Raw genomic sequence first — 17621 nt, 5'->3', positions numbered from 1 at the left:
TGCCCTCGGCAGGAGTAATGCTGTTTTCAGGACTCCAGTGCTGCTTCGAGCTTGTCGATGTTGCCGCTCATCCACTCCACGTAGGAGACATCTTCGGGAAGCGTTTCGGTGAAGTCGACTACCGGCACACCCGTCTCTTTGGCCATGGACTTCAGGCTCTCTGACTGTGGACCTTCCACCTGGCTGTTGTAGGCCAGCAGGACGACGTTTCCTGAGGTCAGGAGGTCCTGCGCTTCCTTGAGTTCGGCCGGGGGAGCGTCGTTCCCGGCTTCGATCGCTGCAATGAACCCCTCCGGCGTCTTATCGACAAGCCCGACGTCGGTGAGCAGATGCTCGGCCAGCGGCGCTGTGGCGGCGAGGGCACTGCCCTCATGTTTCTCCCGCAGATCCGCAACGCGACCTTCAAGGGTTGCCAGATCATCGGTGAACACCGCCGCGTTGGACTCGTAGGTGGCAGCATTCTCGGGATCCAACTTGGCCAGCTGCTCGGCAATCTCATCGGCGATCCTGGCCATGGCCGGGAGCGAATACCAGACGTGCTCGTTGACCGCGCCGTGGCTGTGATCGTGCTCGCGGGCATGTTCGTCAGCCGGCTCATCGTCGTGGGCTTCGTGTGCCTGCGCCTCGTCTCCATCGGCGGCGTCAAGCCCTGAGACTTCGAATGCATCGATCACCGCTGCGGCATCCGTGTCTCCTGCGAGCTGTTCCATGAACGGGTCGAAGCCACCCCCGTTGCGGATGACCAGATCAGCCTCGGTCAAAGCAAGACGGTCCCTGGCTGTGCCCTCGTAGGAATGCGGGTCCTGGGTAATGCTGTCGATGATCGCCGTGGCCGACACATTCCCGCCGCCGACGGCTTCCGCGATGTCGCTGTAGGTGTTCGTGGATGTGACGATGCTGATCTTGTCACTGGATGCTGCGGTCGCCTGGGTGCCCGCTTCTGATTGGGACCCGGCGCAGGACGTCAGGGCGACGGCCAGGACTGCCGTTCCGGCTAGTGCCGATCGGCGGAGTTTGGAGTGCATACCTATTTACCTCGGTGGTTGGGACTGCCTGTTGTCTGGGGGAGTGCTGGACCGGCTGATGCTTCAGCCCTGGCGGGCTTTCATCCGCGGGTTCTTCTTGTTAATGACGAACGTGCGGCCGCGTCGGCGGACAACCTGCGCACCGGGTATCTTCTTCAACGCCCGAAGGGAGTTACGTACTTTCATTTTCTTCTTGGCTCCATTTCTGCTGCTTCTGTGGATTCGCTGGTATCCAGCCCGAAGGGGTCCGGAAACCCGCCGGAATGCTGGGCGGTTTCGGCTGGCGTCAGCGCGCAGCCATCGAGAAGTTCTTGGATTTCGCCTGGCCGGATGTCTTCGCCGGTGACGGCTATGACCGTCGCCCTGTCACCGGATTCGGAATTCCAGTCCAGGACGGCGTCCGTGCTTCCGGCCGGGTGGTTGCTGGCGGCATCGGGCAGATCCGCCGCCCAGGGGCCGGTGTTCTCGAGCAATACACGCGGACCGATGCCTTGGATCGCGATCCTGCAGGTTGGCGCCGAAGCCATCCACAGACGCCCGCGCAACCAGACGCACCCTTCGGCCAGTTGGGGTAGAGCTTGCCGGAAGCGCCCGGGATGCAGCGGCCTGCGAACCCGGTGCAGAACGGTAGTGAACAGGGTGGAAGTGTCCGCAGCCGGAATCCGCACCGTACCCGGCACGGACCGCGCCCGGGCCTCGGCGGCATCGTGGCGAGCCGGGGAGCGAGTTGATCCTGCTTCGATCAGGGTGGAGTGCGGCGCGAGTTCGCGGAGCAGCAACAAGCCTCTGCCTCGGTGGTTCCCTGCGCTGGAGGGGAAAGGGCCGGCCAGAAAGACAGTGTCGCTGAAGCTCAGTTCCTCCAGGAGAAATTCGCCCGCGGTTCGTTCCTCCTTGCGGGCGGCGGTGTAGCCGGAGCCAAAGAGCGTGTGCCGGTCCCACATCTGATCTTCCAGTGACGAAGGATCGCAGGCCAGGACGACTGCCCCGATGGTAAAGGGACTCTTCACCCCCTGCGTGATTCCGTGGACCGCCATGGACGCCGCCATCGTGGGCGGCAGCCCCATAATGATGTGCTCGTAGCCGTCGGCAAGCAGGCGCTCAACCGTCGGTGCCACGTCCAATCTGACCGTGCAGCTGAGGCAGCCGTGCTTCAGCAGGTTTTCATGCCGCTCCAGCAGTCGGCCGTCATGGATAACCTGCCGCACCACGGTGCCGTTTTCCAGCAGGTCATGAATGACGACGGCGGTATTCACCTTGCCGCTGGAGAGGTGATCGAGTGCCGGGGCGCGGCACAATGCGTCCAAAGAACTGACGAGTGTGATGTGCATGCCAGCCAGCATACATGAGAATCATTCTCATTACTCCGTCCTTGCCGCTCTTGAAGGGCTGAAGGGGGTGCGAGGCAGGCAGGAGGGGCATTTGAGAAGTGTCTGGGGTGTAGCTTGATGGGTAGCCAATGAACCATTCTGAGGGGAGCCCTGACCATGGCCGATCTTTATCTGTCCGGAGATCCGGTTGCTGATGATCTGCTGAACGCCAATCCGTTCGCCCTGCTGACAGGAATGCTGCTCGATCAACAGATCCCGATGGAAGTAGCCTTCAGCGGTCCGGCGAAAATGGCCGACCGTCTTGGCGGGCTGGATGCGCAGCAGGTCGCCGACATGGCGCCCGACGAGTTCCTCGAAGTATTCCGGCAGAAGCCCGCCGTCCACCGGTTCCCCAAGTCCATGGCCGGCCGGGTGCAGGATCTCGCGCGGACAATCGTTGAGGATTACGACGGCGACGCGTCCGGCATCTGGACTGCCGGAAATCCGAGTGGCGCTGACGTGCTTGCGCGGCTGAAAGCGCTGCCCGGATTCGGCGAGCAGAAGGCGAAGATCTTCCTGGCGTTGCTGGGCAAGCAGTTTGGACTGGAGGCCTCAGGCTGGCAGGAGGCAGCAGGGGACTACGGGCGCAGCGATGTCGCGATGTCGATCGCCGACGTCACCGGCCCGGAGTCTCTTGTCGCAGTGCGCGAATACAAGCAGCAGCAGAAGGCCAAGAAGAAGTAGCGGTAACCGGATGAAGCGGCGGAGCTGATGGCCCGCCTGGTCCGCGCCGTCGTCAGTTCAAATTTTCGCCGAGCAGGCCGTACTTCATGATCACGTTGCCCTTGCTGGTGATTTGGGAGTCCTGCAGGAACAGGCGCGTTGTCGGATCTTCTGGCTCGAACAGGTGCTTGCCCTTGCCGGCGATGACCGGATGCTGCATCAGCGTCAGCGAGTCGAGCAGCCCGGCGAACAGCAGTTGGCGCACAACAGAGATGCTGCCGCAAACGGCTATATCGTCGCCGTCGCCCTTCTTGAGCTCGCGCACGAAGTCTTCCAGTCCGCCGTCGATTAGCCGGGCGTTCTGCCACTCGAGGTCACCGCTGAGCGTCCGGGAGGCAACAAACTTCTCGATCGGGTTGATGAAGTCGCCGAACGGGTCCGTGGCAGTGGGCCAGTAGCCGGCCCACTGCTCGTAGGTCACCCGGCCCAGAATCACTGTGGACGTGCTGTTGATGAAGTCGCCCAGGCCCGCGCCGAGTTCGTCATCGAAACTGTCGAACTGCCACTGGTCCGGGGATTCGACGACGCCGTCGACGGAATGGAAGAGGCCTGAGGTTACTTTCCGCATGAGTATTCTCGTTTCTGCTGCTGGCTGCTTGGAACGGACCGTTTGTAGAACTGGCTGGTCGCAGGCTAGCGGAGGCGGATGGGAAGGACAATAGGCCGGGCCACACGCAGCGGTGGCACGGAATCAGGCATTTCAGTAAGTCCCCTTAGGATCTGGGCTAGCCTTGGGGCATGACGCGGCCAAATGTTTCCCCTGGAACCGTTACTGTGTTCACCGATGTCATGTGCGGCTGGTCCACGCTGGCGCTGCACCGCTTCTATGAAGCGCGCGACGCAGCCGGATTGACCGGGCGCCTGCATGTTGACCTGCAGTTGTTCCTGCTCGAGGACCTCAACCGCGCTGCCCTCAAGACCTCGATGATCGAGCCGGAGAAGCCCGCCATCAATGCGCTGGAGCCGGCACTGGGGTTCACAGAGTGGCAGCGCGATCCCTCCGAGTGGCCCGTGACCAGCCTGCCGGCCAACGAAGCGGTCCACGCTGCCAAAGAACAATCGCTCGCGGCGGCCGAGGAACTCGACATGGCGCTGCGGTTGGCGTTCTGGCGGGACAGCCGTTGCATCAGCATGCGCCACGAAATTCTCGACGTCGCAACAGCGTGCAGGGAAGTCGACGTCGACAGGCTGCGCGATGCTTTCGACACTGGCCGGGCACGAGGGGCCATGATGCGGTCCTACTTTGCCCACCGCGACGAGGTCCAGGGCAGCCCGCACTTCTTCCTCGCCGACGGTACGGATGTGACCAATCCTGGGATCGAACTGCACCAGGAAGACCAGGACGGCGCCGAAGTTCCCGTGGTCGACGACGACGAACCGGGTGTTTACGACGGGCTGGTCCGGCACGCGGCGATTGCCGCCGGCGTCGGATAGCCGCATCGCCGATTGCCCGCATAACGGATTGAAAACGGCCCGCGGGGTTGTGGGGCTGTGCAGAGCTTGGCAGAGTGGTAAGTGTGCTGATGGATTGGCGCAGACAGCCTCACAGCAGGACAACCAGGAAAGCGGGTACATCATGCAGATCGACAAGCAGCAGATCCTCGACCTCCTCCGGTCTACGGGCGACACAGGCAAGGCCGAGCAGGCGCAGAAGGACCTGCCTGACCAAGTAGACACCGAACGCGATTCCGGACTGCTCTCGAACCTCGGGATCGACGTCAACGCACTGCTCAGCAAACTCCCCGGCGGGCTGGGCGAGAAGCTCGGCGGCCTCGGAGACAAGCTCGGCGGCTTCGGCCGCTGACCAAACAGCCACCATCTAAATAAGCTCCGGCCCGGCACACCGCACGATAGTTGGGGGTGTCGGGCCGGCTCCTTCCCAAATTGCCAAAGTCTGAGGAGTTGCCATGCTGATCCTGTTCGGCTTCAGCCGGAGGCCGCGCGTGTTGGCTACCAGGCCGGGCACGTGCCCGTTCTGCGGCGTGCACGGGCCGCAGCGCCTCATCGAGGAAGCCGGTAAGTTCTCCATCTTCTTCATCCCCATCTTCACCACCAGCCGCCGCTATTACGCGGAATGCCTCAACTGCGGGCGCCAGGACGAGATCTCCCGGCAGCAAAAGGACGCACTCCTCCAGGGTTAACACCGTTATTTCGCGGTGGCGGTACCCATCACGAGTGGGTTGAGCGGCTGCCATTTCGGCCCGATGAAGAACTCTTCGTCCAGCTTCACGGTAAAGCCGGCGGCAGCCATGGCTCCAACGGTGTCTCGGTTGGGATTGCAGCCCTGCGCGACGAAGCGCCAGACCGGGCGAACCAGATCCTGGACCTTGGCATGGGCGCCGAACCCGCGGACATGCTCGAGGAACAGCAGTTTCCCGCCGGGCTTGAGCACTCGGCGTGCCTCGGCCAGGGCGGATGCCTGGTCCGGCACCGTGCAGAGCACCAGGGTGTAGACGACGGCATCAACGCTGGAATCCGCGGCCGGCAGTCGGTCCGCTCCGCCGTCGTCGATCGTCACGTCAGCCCTCGCGGCACCGAGCTTTGCTTCCAGCCGCTTGCGCATATTCGCGTCCGGTTCCACCGCAACAACAGTGCACGACGGCGGGAAATACGGCAGATTGGCGCCGGTCCCGGCACCGACGTCGATCACCCTGCCCTGCAGGCCGGACAGCAGTGCCGCCCGGCGCTGACCGAGGACCTGGGTCTCGGCGAAGCGCGTCGCGGAGTCGTAGCGTGCGGCAAAGAACGCGCTTTTCAATCCCAAGGTGTACCTGCCTCCCGTGCGGCATCCGCCTTGCGCCCGGCAGCCGTGCGCCGCTCAGTAGTCATCGTCGCGAACATCTTCGTCCCGGTCCGCATCATTTTCGGCTTCATCGTCCTGCGCCCCTGCCGGAGCGGGACCAAGCGCGGCGAGGACTTCCTTGGCCACGGCCTCGCTGGACTGCGGGTTCTGCCCGCTGATGAGGTTGCCGTCGAGGACCACGTTGCTGGTCCACGCGGGACCAGCCTGGACAATCGCGCCGTTGGCCCGCAGCGTCGATTCCACCAGCCAGGGTGTGTTGTCGCCGGTGCCGCCGCCGAGTTCCTCCTCGTCCGTGAAAACGGTCAGACGCCTGCCTGCAAAGGCGAATTCGCCGTCGTCGTTCCTCGCGCTGAGCAGTCCGGCCGGGCCATGGCAGAACGGGGCGATGATGATTTCCTCGCGGTCAGCCTCGGCCAGCAGCTGGCCCAGGTCCGAGTCCGTGGCGAGGTCGGCCATGGGGCCGTGGCCGCCGGGCAGCACAATCGCGTTGAAGTAGGAGGCCTCGACCTCGGCGAGCACAAAGGGGTGCGAAAGCTCGGCGTCGATCTCCGCCAGGTAGGCGGTGAAGTCCTCGGCCTTCTGCTGGCTGCCGGCCGACTCCGCGGTGAGGCTGACGGCGTCCACCGTGGGCTTCCTGCCGCCAGGCGTCGCGATATTGACCGTGTGGCCGGCCTCGCTCAGCAGGCGGTGGGAGACCACCAGTTCCTCGGCCCAGTAGCCGGTGGGATGCTCGGTGCCGTCCTTCATCGTGAGCGAGTCTGCGGCCGAAACGACCATAAGGATCCGTGCCATGCTAATGCTCCTTGCGCCGGGATGGATATCTCCACCGTGCCACAGCGGCGGCGCCGGCAACAGGTGCTGAACCGGCACTCTTGTTTTCCCGAACGTTCCGGTGGAAGTATTCGTTCATGACTACGTCCCTGACAATCGGTTACGCTGCGATGCTCGAGCAGTTCCACCCCCGCGAGGCAGTTGAGCTCTCCGAGTATGCCGAGCAGAAGGGCTTCTCTGGCGTGATGGCGGCGGACCACTTCCAGCCGTGGGTGCCTGCGCAGGGCGAATCGGCCTTTGTCTGGAATGTGCTCTCCGCCCTGGGGGAGCGGACCAAGGGGGACATCGGGCCCGGCGTCACCTGCCCGACTTTCCGCTGGCATCCGGCGATGGTGGCGCAGGCCTCGGCGACGCTGGCCGCGATGTATCCCGGCCGGCACTGGCTGGGGCTGGGGTCGGGGGAGGCGCTGAACGAGCACATCACCGGGCAGTACTGGCCGGAGCCGCCGGAGCGCATCAACCGGATGTTCGAGGCGATCGAGATCATCAACAAGCTCTTCACCAACTCGCTGGCGGGCAAGGATGTCCGGCATAACGGCGCCTATTACAGGATGGAGTCCACCCGGTTGTGGACGATGCCCGAGGTGCCGCCGGAAATCCTGGTGGCCACCGCGGGCCCGGTCACGGCCAAGCGCGCGGGCAAGCATGCCGGCGGCCTGATTACCGTGGGGGCGCCGCTGGATAAGGTGGCGATGCTGTTCGACCGGTTCGACTCCGGCGCGAAGGAAGCGGGCAAGGATCCGTCCCGTATGCCGAAGGTGCTCCAGCTGCATCTGAGCTGGGCGCCGACCTACGAGGAAGCGCTGTCCAACGCCATGACCGAGTGGCCCAACGGAGGCATGAAGTTCCCCAAGGGGGACATCCGGTCTCCGTTCGAACTGGAGCAGATGGCCAAGCTGGTCCGGCCGGAAGACTTCGAAGGCCGGCTGGTCATCTCGGAGGATCCTGACGTGCACCGCGCCTACATCCAGAAGTTCGCGGATCTGGGCTTCGACCGGATCTACCTGCATAACGTGGGCCGCAACCAGCGCGAGTGGATCGACGTGTTCGGCGCCAAAGTCCTCCCGGCGCTGGCCCGATGAGCCTGCGCGCGCTGTCCGTCTTCGCCGTCGAGGGCATCGGCGAAATCGCCGCCGGCGACGATCTGGCGGCCATCATCCAGGGCGCCGCCGGTGGGGAACTGCAGGACGGGGACATCCTTGCGGTCACCTCCAAAATCCTGTCCAAGGCCGAGGGGCGCATGCGGCCGGCGGCGGACCGCGAGGAGGCGATTACGGCGGAAACGGTGCGGGTTGTCGCCACGCGCGCCCATGCGAACGGCGTGACCCGGATCGTGGAGAACCGGCTGGGCATAGTCTCCGCCGCGGCCGGGGTGGACGCCAGCAATACGCCCGAGGGGACCGTCCTCCTGCTGCCCGTTGATCCCGACGGCTCGGCGCACAAGCTCCGCGCCGAACTGCACCGGCGCTGCGGCGTGAACGTCGCCGTCGTGATCACGGATACCCTCGGCAGGCCCTGGCGGAACGGGCAGACGGACGTGGCGATCGGGGTTTCCGGGCTGGCCCCGCTGGCCGATCTGCGTGGTTCGGTGGACAGCGCCGGCCGCCGGTTGAGCGCCACGGTCACCGCCGTGGCGGACGAGATCGCTGCGGCGGCGGACCTGGTCAAGGGCAAGACCAGCGGTTGCCCGGTCGCCGTGGTGCGCGGGCTCGGCAGCCTGGTTTCGGCTCCAAATAACGACGGCGGCGGCGCCCGCCTTGGCCACGCGGGTGCCGCCGCGTTGATCCGGTCCGCTGAACAGGACATGTTCCGGCTGGGCACGGCGGAAGCCATGGCGGCGGGCCGGCAGGAAGGCCTCGAAACCGGCCGTCGCGAGGGGTTCGACGCCGGCAGACGGGAAGGCTACCGGCAGGGCTATGAAGCAGGATTGAAGGCCACCAGCGGCCTGCCCGTGAGCGGGTGCTCCAGCACCACGGCGTCCACCTCGTAGACCCGGCGGATCAGGTCCGGCGTCAGGACCTCGGTGGTGGGACCGGCCGCTGCAACTTTCCCCTCCTGCAGGACGATCACCTGGTCGCAGTAGGCGGCGGCGATGTTCATGTCGTGCAGCGCGGCCAGGACCGCCACTCCGCCGGCCGCCAGGTTCCGGACCAGCTCCATGGCGGCCAGCTGGGCGTTGATGTCCAGGTGGTTGGTCGGCTCATCGAGCAGCAGGACCTCGGGCTCCTGGGCGAGGGCTTTGGCCAGCTGGACCCGCTGGCGCTCGCCGCCGGACAAGGTGTTGTACTGACGTTGCGTGAAGCCATCGAGGCCCACGGCGGTGAGGCTGCGCCGGGCAACGCCCAGATCCTCGTCGCTGGTTCCTGCCAGCAGGGAACGGTAAGGGAGCCGGCCCAGCAGCACTGCATCCAGCACGGTCAGCGGCAGGTCCGTGTCTGCACTTTGCTCCACGAAGGCCAGCCGGCGGGCGCGCTCCTTGCGGCGCAGGGCGTGGAGGTTGGAACCATTCAGCTGGACGGAACCGGTATGGGGCACGGCGACGGCGCCCAGCAACTGCAGCAGGCTCGATTTTCCCGCGCCGTTGGGGCCCAGCAGCCCGGTCACGGTGCCTGCCGGCACGTGGCAGTCCACGCCGTCGAGAATCACCTTGCCGCCTGCCCGGTAGCCCAGGCCCAGCCCTTGCAGCGAAATGCCGGGCGGCGCGGCGGGTGAAGCCGGTGTGGCCGGGTGCACCGAATGCCGGTTTGAGGTCAAGGGCTGGGTAGAGCTGGTTGTCGGATTCATGAGGCGTTCCTCCAGCGCCAGAGCATGATGATGAAGACCGGCGCTCCCAGCAACGCGGTAATGATGCCGACCGGGATTTCGCGCGGATCGAACAGCGTCCTGGCCAAGGTGTCTGCCCAGACCATGAACAAGGCTCCGGCCAGGGCGGAGAGCGGAAGCAGCGCGCGGTGCCGTGCGCCCGTCAGCAGCCGGACAGCGTGCGGCAGGATCAGGCCGACGAAGCCGATGGAACCGCTGACCGAGACCATCGCCCCGGTGAGCACGGCCGTTCCGCCCAGCAGGAGCCAGCGGATGGCGGTCACGTTAAGTCCGAGGGCCGCTGCTGCTGTGTCGCCGAACGCGAAGCCGTCAAGGATCCGGCCGGACAGCAGCACCGGCGTCCCCGCCATGGCGAAGGCGACGCCGGTGATCGCTACGGAGCTCCAGGTTGCGGCCGACAGAGAGCCCATCATCCAGCTGAGTACTTCGCGGTAGGAATCGCCCTGCGCGGAGAAGAAAATGATGAACGAGGCCAGCGCGGAAGCCAGCGCGGAGACCGCCAGCCCGGCCAGAACCGTGCGGGTTGGAGTGATGGCGCCCAGGGCCGAAGCCAGCCCCAGGGTGAGCGCCATCGCGGCCATCGCCCCGGCGAACGCGGCCACCGGCAGCAGTACGGCGGCGCCCAGCAGGAGGACCGCGACGGCGCCCAGCGACGCGCCGGAGCTCAGGCCCAGCAGGTAGGGATCGGCCAGCGGATTGCGGGTGAGTGCCTGCATGACCGCACCGCTGACGGCCAGGCCGGCTCCGACCAGCGCAGCCGTGAGCAGCCGGGGTAGCCGCAGCTCCCAGACAATGCCGTCCTGGATGGCGGTCAGCTCGACGGCGCCGCCGAGACTCTCCGGCCGGAGGCCCAGATGCCGGAGGACGGAGCCGAGTACGTGCAGCGGCGAGAGATTGGCCGGGCCGATCGAGACGGCGACCAGCACCGAGGCGACGAGCGCAGCCAGCAGGACCACGCCCCACAACACCCCGGACAGCGGCCGCTGACCAGACAGGTTGCGGCGCCGCCGGTTAGGACTGCGGCGAGGCAGCCAGCCCCGGCCGGACCGGGGACCGGCAGCGGTGGCGGGCGCCGTCGTCGTTATCTTATGCCCGGGGTGCTCGCGCAGGCTCATGGCTAATCCAGTTCCGCCAGCTGGTCCACCAGGGACTGGACTGTTTCGACGCTGCGGACACCGGCTTCGGAAGCGGCGAAGGGAACCACCAGATACCGGCCCTCCTTGACCGCATCCAGTTGCGAGATCACCGGATGCGCCTCCAGCACGCCGATCTTCTTCTCGGTGCTGCCCCAGCTGGAATCCACCAGCACAATGACGTCCGGATTCCGCTCGGCGACAACCTCCCAGGACAACGGGGACCAAGCCTGGTCCACGTCGGCGGCCACGTTCCGCAGGCCCGCGGCTTCCAACACCAGCTGGGGAGCTCCGCTGCCGCCGCCGACGAACGGAGTGTCGGAGCCGGAGCTGTACCAGAGCGCCGAGAGTCCCTTGCTGTGCGGCTCGATTGCGTCGAGTTGCGCCCGCTGTTCGGCGACGAGTTGGTCGGCCGCGGCGCCGGCGTCGAAAATCCGGCCCATCTCCCGGATGTCCGCGAAGATGTTCTCGAAGGTCAGCGGAGCCGGCCGGTAGCCCGGCTGCTGGCACGCCGCGGGCGAGACGTAGGTGTTGACGCCGAGCTTGCCCAGTGCCTCGCGCTCGCCGGCGCCGTCCGCGGAGAAGTTGGATTCCCACCCGGCGTAGACAAAGTCCGGCTCCAGCGTCAGCACCGGTTCCTGGGCCGGCAGCTGTTCGGAGATCACGGGGATGTCCTGCTGCCACTGCTCCGGCAGGGGGCCGTCGGCGAAGGCCGTTCCCACCATCCGCTCGCCCAGGCCGAGGGCGAGCAGTAGCTCCGTGCTGGTGGACTTGATCGTGACGGCGCGCTCCGGCGGTGCCGTGAAGGTGACCTTGGTACCGCAGTTATCCACCGTGAACGGAAAGCCCGACGGCGGAGCGTTGGCTGCGTCCGGGCCAGCACCAGGAGCCGGGCCCGCTGTGTCCGGCACGGAGCCAACCGGGGCGGTGCCGGCCGGTGCCGGGCCGCCGCACCCGGTGAGCACCAGCGAAGCCGCGGCCAGGAGGAGGGGCAAAACGGAGCGTAACGAGGCGGGATTGCGCATGGGACCTCGGTTCGTCAGCCAGGCGCAGTGGTATTGGCAGCCAGCGCGCCGGGGCGCTGTTCAAAGGAACCGGCGACAGCCGGTGACCGGCGGCCCAATTCCAGGCCGTGCGGGCCGGTCATACGCAACCGGTGGGTCCGAGACCGAGTATAGGCCCCGTTTAAATTCCATTGGAGGTTTCGGACTTCGGACCATGGTTTTCCAAGCACGGTGCGGCTATCGTTTCAGGCACGTGACGGACGTTAGGCCCAGTCTTAAAGGCATATCGGAGGCAGTCAATGACAACGGTTAGGGCAGCACTCACACAGACCACCTGGACCGGGGACGAGGAGTCCATGGTCAGGAAGCACGAAGACTTTGTGCGCAAGGCGGCGGCCGAGGGCGCCCAGGTGATCTGCTTCCAGGAACTGTTCCACGGGCCTTATTTCGGCATCGTCCAGGACAGCAAGTACTACGACTTCGCGCAGCCGGTGCCGGGTCCGTTGACGGAACGCTTCGCCAAGCTGGCCGCCGAGCACCACATGGTCATCATCCTGCCGGTCTATGAAGAGGAACAGCCCGGCATCTACTACAACACCGCCGCGGTGATCGACGCGGACGGGACGTATCTGGGCAAGTACCGCAAGAACCACTTGCCGCATGTGGACAAGTTCTGGGAGAAGTTCTATTTCCGGCCAGGAAACCTCGGCTGGCCGATCTTCGATACCGCGGTGGGCAAGGTCGGACTGAACATCTGCTACGACCGGCACTTCCCGGAAAGCTGGCGGGCGCTCGGCCTCAACGGTGCACACCTGGTCTTCAACCCGAACGCCTCCAAGCCCGGCCTTTCCAACCGCTTGTGGGAGCTGGAGCAGCCGACCGCCGCGGCCGCCAACGGCTACTACGTGGTGGTGCCCAACCGCGTGGGGTCGGAAGCCAACGAGTTCGGCGACGAGGCGGTGAACTTCTACGGCACCTCCTATGTTGTGGACCCGCAGGGGAACTACGTGGGTGAACTGGGCAGCGGCAGCGAAGAGGAAGTGCTGATCCGCGACCTGGACATGGACCTGGTCCGCACCGCCCGCAACAGCTGGCAGTTCTACCGCGACCGCCGCCCGGACGCCTACGGACCGATCGTCGCGCCGTAAGCCACCCGGCCCCGAGAACTTGGCAGGAGAAACCCGATGTCTACAACCCTGATTACCGGCGGGACCGTGGTCAGCTCGACGGGCCGCAGCGAAGCCGACGTGCTGCTCGACGGCGAAAAGATTGTGGCCGTGCTGGCGCCCGGTTCCACCCTGCTGGGCCATGACCTGAAGTCGTCGGTGGACACCGTGCTGGACGCCGCCGGCAAATACGTTGTCCCCGGCGGGATCGACGCGCACACCCACATGCAGATGCCGTTCGGCGGCACGGAAGCGAGCGACACTTTCGAAACCGGGACGCGCGCCGCGGCTTGGGGAGGCACGACGACGATCGTGGACTTCGCGATCCAAAAGTACGGCGAGCGGGTGATGGACGCGCTGAACGCCTGGCATGACAAGGCGTCCGGTCAATGCGCCATCGACTACGGCTTCCACCAGATCATCGGCGACGTGAACGACGATTCGCTCAAGGCCATGGAGGGCCTGATCGGCGAGGGAATCTCCAGCTACAAACTGTTCATGGCATACCCGGGAGTCTTCTACAGCGACGACGCGCAGATCTTCAAGGCGATGCGCGTCGGGGCGGACACCGGGTTGATGACCATGATGCACGCCGAGAATGGACCGGCCATCGACGCCATGGTGGCCGAATTGCTGGCCCAGGGCAAAACCGATCCGTACTACCACGGGGTGGCCCGGGCGTGGCAGATGGAGGAGGAAGCCACCCACCGGGCGATCATGCTGGCCAATCTCACGGGCGCCCCGCTGTACGTGGTCCATGTCTCCGCCAAGCAGGCCGTCGCCCAGTTGGCGGCAGCCCGGAACAACGGCCAGAACGTCTTCGGTGAAACCTGCCCCCAGTACCTGTACCTCTCGCTGGAAGACCAGCTGGGTGCGCCGGGCTTCGAAGGGGCCAAATGGGTGTGCTCCACGCCCCTGCGGTCCAAGCTCGAGCATCACCAGGACCACATGTGGCAGGCCCTGCGTACCAACGATCTCCAAATGGTCTCCACCGACCACTGCCCGTTCTGCATGAAGGGTCAGAAGGACATGGGTGTCGGCGATTTCTCCAAGATCCCCAACGGCATCGGCGGCGTGGAGCACCGGATGAACCTGATCTACCAGGGCGTGGTGGACGGCAAGATCCCGCTGGAGCGCTGGGTGGAAATCACCAGCACCACCCCTGCACGGATGTTCGGGATGTACGGACGAAAAGGCGTCATCACCCCCGGTGCCGATGCCGACGTCGTTATTTACAACCCCCAAGGGCATACGTCGATCGGGTTGGAGAAGACCCACCACATGAACATGGACTATTCCGCGTGGGAAGGCTTCGAGATCGACGGCCACGTGGACACGGTCCTGTCCCGCGGCCGCGTCATCATCGACGACAACCAGTACCTGGGCAGCAAGACGCATGGGCAGTTCCTCAGGCGTGATCCCAGCCAGTACCTGATCTAGGAGCGAGCGATGGAATTCGGAACAGTCCTCCAGTGCAACCCGCCGGCCGCCCGCACCGTGGCGTTGGCGAAGAAGGCCGAAGAGCACGGGTTCGACTACGTCTGGACCTTCGATTCGCACCTGCTGTGGCAGGAGCCCTATGTGATCTACAGCCAGATCCTGGCCGAGACGCGCACCATCAAGGTGGGCCCCATGGTCACCAACCCGGCCACACGGGACTGGACCGTCACGGCGTCCACCTTCGCCACCCTGAACCAGATGTACGGCAACCGGACCGTGTGCGGAATCGGCCGCGGCGACTCGGCGGTACGGGTGATCAACGGCGCGCCGACCACCCTGAAGACACTGCGCCAGGCCGTCCACGTGATCCGTGAACTGGCCAACTCGCGCCCAGTCGAATACAACGGGGCCACCCTCCAGTTCCCGTGGAGTGCGGGGTCCGAGCTGGAGGTGTGGGTTGCCGCCTACGGTCCGCTGGCGCTGAAGCTCGCCGGCGAAGTGGGCGACGGGTTCATCTTGCAGCTGGCAGATGTGGATATCGCGGAATGGATGATCCAGACCGTGCGCCAGGCAGCTGCCAACGCCGGACGGGATCCGCTGGCCGTCAAGTTCTGCGTGGCCGCGCCGATGTATGTGGGCCAGGACTGGGAGCACATGCGCGACCAGTGCCGCTGGTTCGGCGGCATGGTGGGCAACCATGTGGCGGACATTGTGGCCAAGTACGGCTCGAACTCCGCCGTGCCGCAGGCCCTGACCGATTACATTGCCGGCCGCGACAGCTATGACTACAACGAGCACGGCCGGGCCGGCAACACGCATACGTCCTTCGTCCCGGACGAGATTGTCGACCGGTTCTGCGTGCTCGGCACGGCGGAGCAGCATATCGAGAAGCTGGAAAAGCTCAAGGCCCTCGGCGTCACCCAGTTCGCCGGCTACCTGCAGCATGACAACAAGGAAGAGACCTTGCGTGTCTACGGCGAGACCATCATGCTCGCGCTCCGGGAGCACGTGGTGGCCAAGGCAGAAGCGGATCGCGCCGACCGGACGCGGCAACAGACCTCCACGTAACGGCGGCAAAAAGTACGACGGCGGTGTGCCTCAGTGCGCGATGGTTTCCTTGTCGGGCTCCATCGAGTCGGGCCGCAGGCGTGCCGCGAGTTCGCCGCGGCTGTGGACGCCCACCTTGGCGAACACGGACTTCAAATGGTCCTGCACGGTATGCGCAGAGATGAAGAGCCGGCCCGCGATCTCCGCCGTCGAACGTCCCGCAATGACCTCGGCACAGATGTGCCGCTCGCGGGGCGTGAGTCCGTAAGCTGCCAGCAGCAGGGCGACCAACTCCTGGCCGGCGGCCGGTTCAATAACGACGGCGGTCGAGGCGTCCTCCGCGCCGATCAGGAGGGATGCGTGGAGGATCGCCCAGTGCCCGTGGGCATCGCGCAGCTTCGCCCGGAACTCACCGGTCGGTGAGGTGCGGGCTCCGGCGGCCATCACGCTCATCATGGTCAGGAAGCGGCCGGGCGAGATCTGGTCCAAACTGTTCCGCCATTCCGATGCGCCGGGAGTTGCCGACCGCAGTTCGCCCTGCGGCCCGGTGACAACGATGGCCCGGCCGGTTCCTGACGGAGTCCCGTGCAGTTCGGAGCGCACCGCCAACCGGGTCGCTGAGGCGATGGCCGGTGCCACGGCAGCGAGGAACTCCATTTCCCGATCGCTGAAGTCGCGGTCGGCGCGGACCATTCCTGCCGCGCCCCAGCATGCGCCGTCGGCCAGGAAGAGGACGCGCAGTTCGCGGTCCAGGCCGAGCGGCCGCCACACCTGATTGAGCCGGATGCTGTGCCTGCGCTCGCGTTCCGGCAGTTCGGACAGGGCGGCCACGGACTGCTTGCGGGCGGCCAGCGCGGCAAACCGGTGGGGTTCCGCCGTTGCATATTCGGCCTCCGCCAGGAGCGGCTCATACTCTGCCGGAATCCTCGTCTCGCCGCTGGCCATGGTGCTGATGACCAGGGTTTCCGGATCGATGGTGGCCCAGCAGGTCAGCTCGGTGCTGATTTCCCGGCAGACCAGGCGGATGGCCTCGGCGTGCAGTTCAGTGACGCCCAGCCCGGTGGCGGCAAGTGCCGCGATGTTCCCGCGGACGCGGTAGGCCCGCTCCTCCCACATAAGAAAAGTATCCCACCGGGCTGCACCGCAAGGATCCCCTTAATTCTGGGATCGACGCCGTCACGGCGGATTTCTAACGTGGAGTCATGGCACATCTTATTCAGCACACGGCCGCCGGCGAGGGCAAGGAACTCGTCGCGCCGGACGCCGTCCTGACCGTGAAGATCGACGGCGCACACACGGACAGGAACTACGAAATCTTCGAGGTCGATGCCCCGCGTGGCCCGGCCACGCCGCCACACCGCACCGGCTGGGCGAAGGCGTACTACGTACTCAGCGGCCGCATGATCGTCCAGATCGACGACGACGGGTACGACCTGGGGCCGGGGGAGTCCATCGCCATCCCGCCGGCGGCCCTGCACACCTTCACCGTGCTCAGTCCCTCGGTCAAGTTCCTGACCGTGAGCCTGACCGATGGCATGGGCAGGTTCCATGCCGACCTGGACAGGACCGTGCCGCACGACCGGCCGATGGAGGAGAACCTAACCAAGGTCCGCGAGGTGCTCGCGCGCCATGACGTGACCGTGGAAGGAATGGAACGCGTGCCATGACCGGCGTGGTTTGGGGCTTCGCCCTGCTGGCTGCGTTGCTGCACCTTGTTGTCTTCGTTTGGGAAGCCCTGCTGTTCCATCGCCCCGGTGTGCACGGGCGCATATTCTCGACGCCGGCCTCTGACGTTCCGGCCATTCGGCTGTGGGCGTTCGGGGTCGGCTTCTACAACCTCTTCCTGGCCGCCGGTCTGGTCCTCGGCGTCGTTCTGTGGGCGGCCGGCGAGGTCGCCGTGGGCCGGGCGCTGGTCGTCTACATCTGCCTGTTCATGTTCCTGTCCGGAATCGTGCTGCTGATCGCGGACCGGCTGGCCCTGAGCCGGCCCCGCGGAACCGGGATCAGCGGTGCCGTAGCCCAAGGCGGCCCGCCTCTCGTGGCTCTCGTCGCCGCGGTGCTGTAACCCAAGATTTCCCTCAGCTCATGATCCGAGACTATGACGTGGCGGACTAGTTTCTGATGGATGTTTCGCTGTGTGCCCCGGGCAGAGACGTGGACCAGACCCAAGTTTTTAGCAAGAACCAGAGGCTAAACCTTTAGGCAGGACTTGCAAGCTGCCGAGTCCTACGGACCCTGGCCTCAAAGGGGCGTTCCTTC

At 65.6% G+C, this 17621-nt stretch carries 21 protein-coding genes; 11 read left to right on the top strand and 10 right to left on the bottom strand.

Annotation, left to right across the window (positions count from 1 at the left end):
• Positions 1 to 26 precede the first annotated feature (26 nt).
• The 3 genes from AC3A4M_RS14060 to AC3A4M_RS14050 all read right to left on the bottom strand — a co-directional run bounded on the left by AC3A4M_RS14060 (position 27) and on the right by AC3A4M_RS14050 (position 2353).
• Complete coding sequence (locus AC3A4M_RS14060; RefSeq protein ID WP_498736331.1) at positions 27 to 1025, bottom strand: metal ABC transporter solute-binding protein, Zn/Mn family; 999 nt, start codon at positions 1023 to 1025, stop codon at positions 27 to 29.
• A 63-nt stretch (positions 1026 to 1088) separates the two neighbouring features.
• On the bottom strand, positions 1089 to 1211 hold the full coding sequence (gene ykgO / locus AC3A4M_RS14055) for a type B 50S ribosomal protein L36 (RefSeq protein WP_133409460.1): 123 nt from the start codon (positions 1209 to 1211) through the stop codon (positions 1089 to 1091).
• Entirely contained in the window at positions 1208 to 2353 is a 1146-nt protein-coding gene (locus AC3A4M_RS14050; protein ID WP_498736330.1) for a GTP-binding protein, read from the bottom strand. Before AC3A4M_RS14050 ends, ykgO begins: the two co-directional genes overlap by 4 nt.
• 156 nt (positions 2354 to 2509) lie before the next feature.
• Here AC3A4M_RS14050 and AC3A4M_RS14045 point away from each other — a divergent pair, with 156 nt between their 5' ends.
• On the top strand, positions 2510 to 3076 hold the full coding sequence (locus tag AC3A4M_RS14045) for an HhH-GPD-type base excision DNA repair protein (protein WP_498736329.1): 567 nt from the start codon (positions 2510 to 2512) through the stop codon (positions 3074 to 3076).
• Between the two features lie 52 nt (positions 3077 to 3128).
• Here the strand turns inward: AC3A4M_RS14045 and AC3A4M_RS14040 are convergent, their stop codons facing one another.
• On the bottom strand, positions 3129 to 3683 hold the full coding sequence (locus AC3A4M_RS14040) for a dihydrofolate reductase family protein (RefSeq protein WP_498736328.1): 555 nt from the start codon (positions 3681 to 3683) through the stop codon (positions 3129 to 3131).
• Between the two features lie 170 nt (positions 3684 to 3853).
• Between AC3A4M_RS14040 and AC3A4M_RS14035 the strand changes: the two genes are divergently transcribed.
• The 3 genes from AC3A4M_RS14035 to AC3A4M_RS14025 all read left to right on the top strand — a co-directional run bounded on the left by AC3A4M_RS14035 (position 3854) and on the right by AC3A4M_RS14025 (position 5256).
• Positions 3854 to 4549: a DsbA family oxidoreductase gene (locus tag AC3A4M_RS14035; RefSeq protein WP_498736327.1), complete on the top strand. Its 696-nt coding sequence runs from the start codon at positions 3854 to 3856 to the stop codon at positions 4547 to 4549.
• A 94-nt stretch (positions 4550 to 4643) separates the two neighbouring features.
• A complete protein-coding gene (locus tag AC3A4M_RS14030) occupies positions 4644 to 4919 on the top strand; it encodes a hypothetical protein (protein WP_498736326.1) in 276 nt (91 codons plus the stop codon).
• Positions 4920 to 5022: 103 nt separating this feature from the next.
• The gene (locus AC3A4M_RS14025; RefSeq protein ID WP_498736325.1) at positions 5023 to 5256 is read left to right on the top strand and encodes a zinc-ribbon domain-containing protein; all 234 of its coding nucleotides are present in this window, start codon (positions 5023 to 5025) and stop codon (positions 5254 to 5256) included.
• Between the two features lie 5 nt (positions 5257 to 5261).
• Here the strand turns inward: AC3A4M_RS14025 and AC3A4M_RS14020 are convergent, their stop codons facing one another.
• Positions 5262 to 5879 (bottom strand): class I SAM-dependent methyltransferase, encoded by a 618-nt coding sequence (locus tag AC3A4M_RS14020; RefSeq protein WP_498736324.1) that lies wholly within the window; start codon positions 5877 to 5879, stop codon positions 5262 to 5264.
• Positions 5880 to 5933: 54 nt separating this feature from the next.
• Positions 5934 to 6710: a type 1 glutamine amidotransferase domain-containing protein gene (locus AC3A4M_RS14015; RefSeq protein ID WP_498736323.1), complete on the bottom strand. Its 777-nt coding sequence runs from the start codon at positions 6708 to 6710 to the stop codon at positions 5934 to 5936.
• A gap of 116 nt (positions 6711 to 6826) precedes the next feature.
• Between AC3A4M_RS14015 and AC3A4M_RS14010 the strand changes: the two genes are divergently transcribed.
• Complete coding sequence (locus AC3A4M_RS14010; protein ID WP_498736322.1) at positions 6827 to 7831, top strand: TIGR03557 family F420-dependent LLM class oxidoreductase; 1005 nt, start codon at positions 6827 to 6829, stop codon at positions 7829 to 7831.
• A complete protein-coding gene (locus AC3A4M_RS14005; protein WP_498736321.1) occupies positions 7828 to 8739 on the top strand; it encodes a coenzyme F420-0:L-glutamate ligase in 912 nt (303 codons plus the stop codon). Before AC3A4M_RS14010 ends, AC3A4M_RS14005 begins: the two co-directional genes overlap by 4 nt.
• Here AC3A4M_RS14005 and AC3A4M_RS14000 read toward each other — a convergent pair.
• The 3 genes from AC3A4M_RS14000 to AC3A4M_RS13990 are packed head-to-tail and all read right to left on the bottom strand — an operon-like array spanning position 8664 to position 11700.
• Positions 8664 to 9533 carry an ABC transporter ATP-binding protein gene (locus AC3A4M_RS14000; RefSeq protein ID WP_498736320.1) on the bottom strand — a complete coding sequence of 290 codons (870 nt, stop codon included), beginning with the start codon at positions 9531 to 9533 and terminating at the stop codon, positions 8664 to 8666. The genes AC3A4M_RS14005 and AC3A4M_RS14000 overlap by 76 nt on opposite strands.
• Positions 9530 to 10687 carry a putative F420-0 ABC transporter permease subunit gene (locus tag AC3A4M_RS13995; RefSeq protein WP_498736319.1) on the bottom strand — a complete coding sequence of 386 codons (1158 nt, stop codon included), beginning with the start codon at positions 10685 to 10687 and terminating at the stop codon, positions 9530 to 9532. The genes AC3A4M_RS14000 and AC3A4M_RS13995 overlap by 4 nt, the downstream gene beginning before the upstream one ends.
• A gap of 2 nt (positions 10688 to 10689) precedes the next feature.
• On the bottom strand, positions 10690 to 11700 hold the full coding sequence (locus tag AC3A4M_RS13990; protein ID WP_498736318.1) for a putative F420-0 ABC transporter substrate-binding protein: 1011 nt from the start codon (positions 11698 to 11700) through the stop codon (positions 10690 to 10692).
• Between the two features lie 308 nt (positions 11701 to 12008).
• On the opposite strand from AC3A4M_RS13990, the gene AC3A4M_RS13985 reads away from it, so the two are divergent.
• The 3 genes from AC3A4M_RS13985 to AC3A4M_RS13975 are packed head-to-tail and all read left to right on the top strand — an operon-like array spanning position 12009 to position 15383.
• Positions 12009 to 12857, top strand: coding sequence for a nitrilase-related carbon-nitrogen hydrolase (locus tag AC3A4M_RS13985; protein WP_498736317.1), 849 nt, complete (start codon positions 12009 to 12011; stop codon positions 12855 to 12857).
• Between the two features lie 36 nt (positions 12858 to 12893).
• Positions 12894 to 14315, top strand: a complete 1422-nt coding sequence (gene hydA / locus AC3A4M_RS13980) for a dihydropyrimidinase (protein WP_498736316.1) — start codon at positions 12894 to 12896, stop codon at positions 14313 to 14315.
• 9 nt (positions 14316 to 14324) lie between these two features.
• On the top strand, positions 14325 to 15383 hold the full coding sequence (locus AC3A4M_RS13975; protein WP_498736315.1) for a TIGR03842 family LLM class F420-dependent oxidoreductase: 1059 nt from the start codon (positions 14325 to 14327) through the stop codon (positions 15381 to 15383).
• Positions 15384 to 15413: 30 nt separating this feature from the next.
• Here AC3A4M_RS13975 and AC3A4M_RS13970 read toward each other — a convergent pair whose 3' ends face one another.
• Complete coding sequence (locus AC3A4M_RS13970) at positions 15414 to 16478, bottom strand: helix-turn-helix transcriptional regulator (RefSeq protein ID WP_498736314.1); 1065 nt, start codon at positions 16476 to 16478, stop codon at positions 15414 to 15416.
• 86 nt (positions 16479 to 16564) lie between these two features.
• Between AC3A4M_RS13970 and AC3A4M_RS13965 the strand changes: the two genes are divergently transcribed.
• Together AC3A4M_RS13965 and AC3A4M_RS13960 are read left to right on the top strand one after the other, a co-directional pair.
• A complete protein-coding gene (locus AC3A4M_RS13965) occupies positions 16565 to 17029 on the top strand; it encodes a cupin domain-containing protein (RefSeq protein ID WP_498736313.1) in 465 nt (154 codons plus the stop codon).
• A complete protein-coding gene (locus tag AC3A4M_RS13960; RefSeq protein WP_498736312.1) occupies positions 17026 to 17427 on the top strand; it encodes a DUF1304 domain-containing protein in 402 nt (133 codons plus the stop codon). Before AC3A4M_RS13965 ends, AC3A4M_RS13960 begins: the two co-directional genes overlap by 4 nt.
• Positions 17428 to 17621: the final 194 nt, after the last annotated feature.

The sequence above is a fragment of the Arthrobacter sp. Soil_C_60 genome, from assembly GCF_057656375.1.
This window is presented reverse-complemented; position numbering and strand designations above follow the sequence as displayed.

Bases quoted from the DNA above. Each gene is read 5' to 3' on its own strand.
- AC3A4M_RS14060 (WP_498736331.1), bottom strand. From the start codon at position 1,025: ATGCACTCCAAACTCCGCCGATCGGCACTAGCCGGAACGGCAGTCCTG.
- ykgO (WP_133409460.1), bottom strand. From the start codon at position 1,211: ATGAAAGTACGTAACTCCCTTCGGGCGTTGAAGAAGATACCCGGTGCG.
- AC3A4M_RS14050 (WP_498736330.1), bottom strand. From the start codon at position 2,353: ATGCACATCACACTCGTCAGTTCTTTGGACGCATTGTGCCGCGCCCCG.
- AC3A4M_RS14045 (WP_498736329.1), top strand. From the start codon at position 2,510: ATGGCCGATCTTTATCTGTCCGGAGATCCGGTTGCTGATGATCTGCTG.
- AC3A4M_RS14040 (WP_498736328.1), bottom strand. From the start codon at position 3,683: ATGCGGAAAGTAACCTCAGGCCTCTTCCATTCCGTCGACGGCGTCGTC.
- AC3A4M_RS14035 (WP_498736327.1), top strand. From the start codon at position 3,854: ATGACGCGGCCAAATGTTTCCCCTGGAACCGTTACTGTGTTCACCGAT.
- AC3A4M_RS14025 (WP_498736325.1), top strand. From the start codon at position 5,023: ATGCTGATCCTGTTCGGCTTCAGCCGGAGGCCGCGCGTGTTGGCTACC.
- AC3A4M_RS14015 (WP_498736323.1), bottom strand. From the start codon at position 6,710: ATGGCACGGATCCTTATGGTCGTTTCGGCCGCAGACTCGCTCACGATG.
- AC3A4M_RS14010 (WP_498736322.1), top strand. From the start codon at position 6,827: ATGACTACGTCCCTGACAATCGGTTACGCTGCGATGCTCGAGCAGTTC.
- AC3A4M_RS14005 (WP_498736321.1), top strand. From the start codon at position 7,828: ATGAGCCTGCGCGCGCTGTCCGTCTTCGCCGTCGAGGGCATCGGCGAA.
- AC3A4M_RS14000 (WP_498736320.1), bottom strand. From the start codon at position 9,533: ATGAATCCGACAACCAGCTCTACCCAGCCCTTGACCTCAAACCGGCAT.
- AC3A4M_RS13995 (WP_498736319.1), bottom strand. From the start codon at position 10,687: ATGAGCCTGCGCGAGCACCCCGGGCATAAGATAACGACGACGGCGCCC.
- AC3A4M_RS13985 (WP_498736317.1), top strand. From the start codon at position 12,009: ATGACAACGGTTAGGGCAGCACTCACACAGACCACCTGGACCGGGGAC.
- hydA (WP_498736316.1), top strand. From the start codon at position 12,894: ATGTCTACAACCCTGATTACCGGCGGGACCGTGGTCAGCTCGACGGGC.
- AC3A4M_RS13975 (WP_498736315.1), top strand. From the start codon at position 14,325: ATGGAATTCGGAACAGTCCTCCAGTGCAACCCGCCGGCCGCCCGCACC.
- AC3A4M_RS13970 (WP_498736314.1), bottom strand. From the start codon at position 16,478: ATGTGGGAGGAGCGGGCCTACCGCGTCCGCGGGAACATCGCGGCACTT.
- AC3A4M_RS13965 (WP_498736313.1), top strand. From the start codon at position 16,565: ATGGCACATCTTATTCAGCACACGGCCGCCGGCGAGGGCAAGGAACTC.
- AC3A4M_RS13960 (WP_498736312.1), top strand. From the start codon at position 17,026: ATGACCGGCGTGGTTTGGGGCTTCGCCCTGCTGGCTGCGTTGCTGCAC.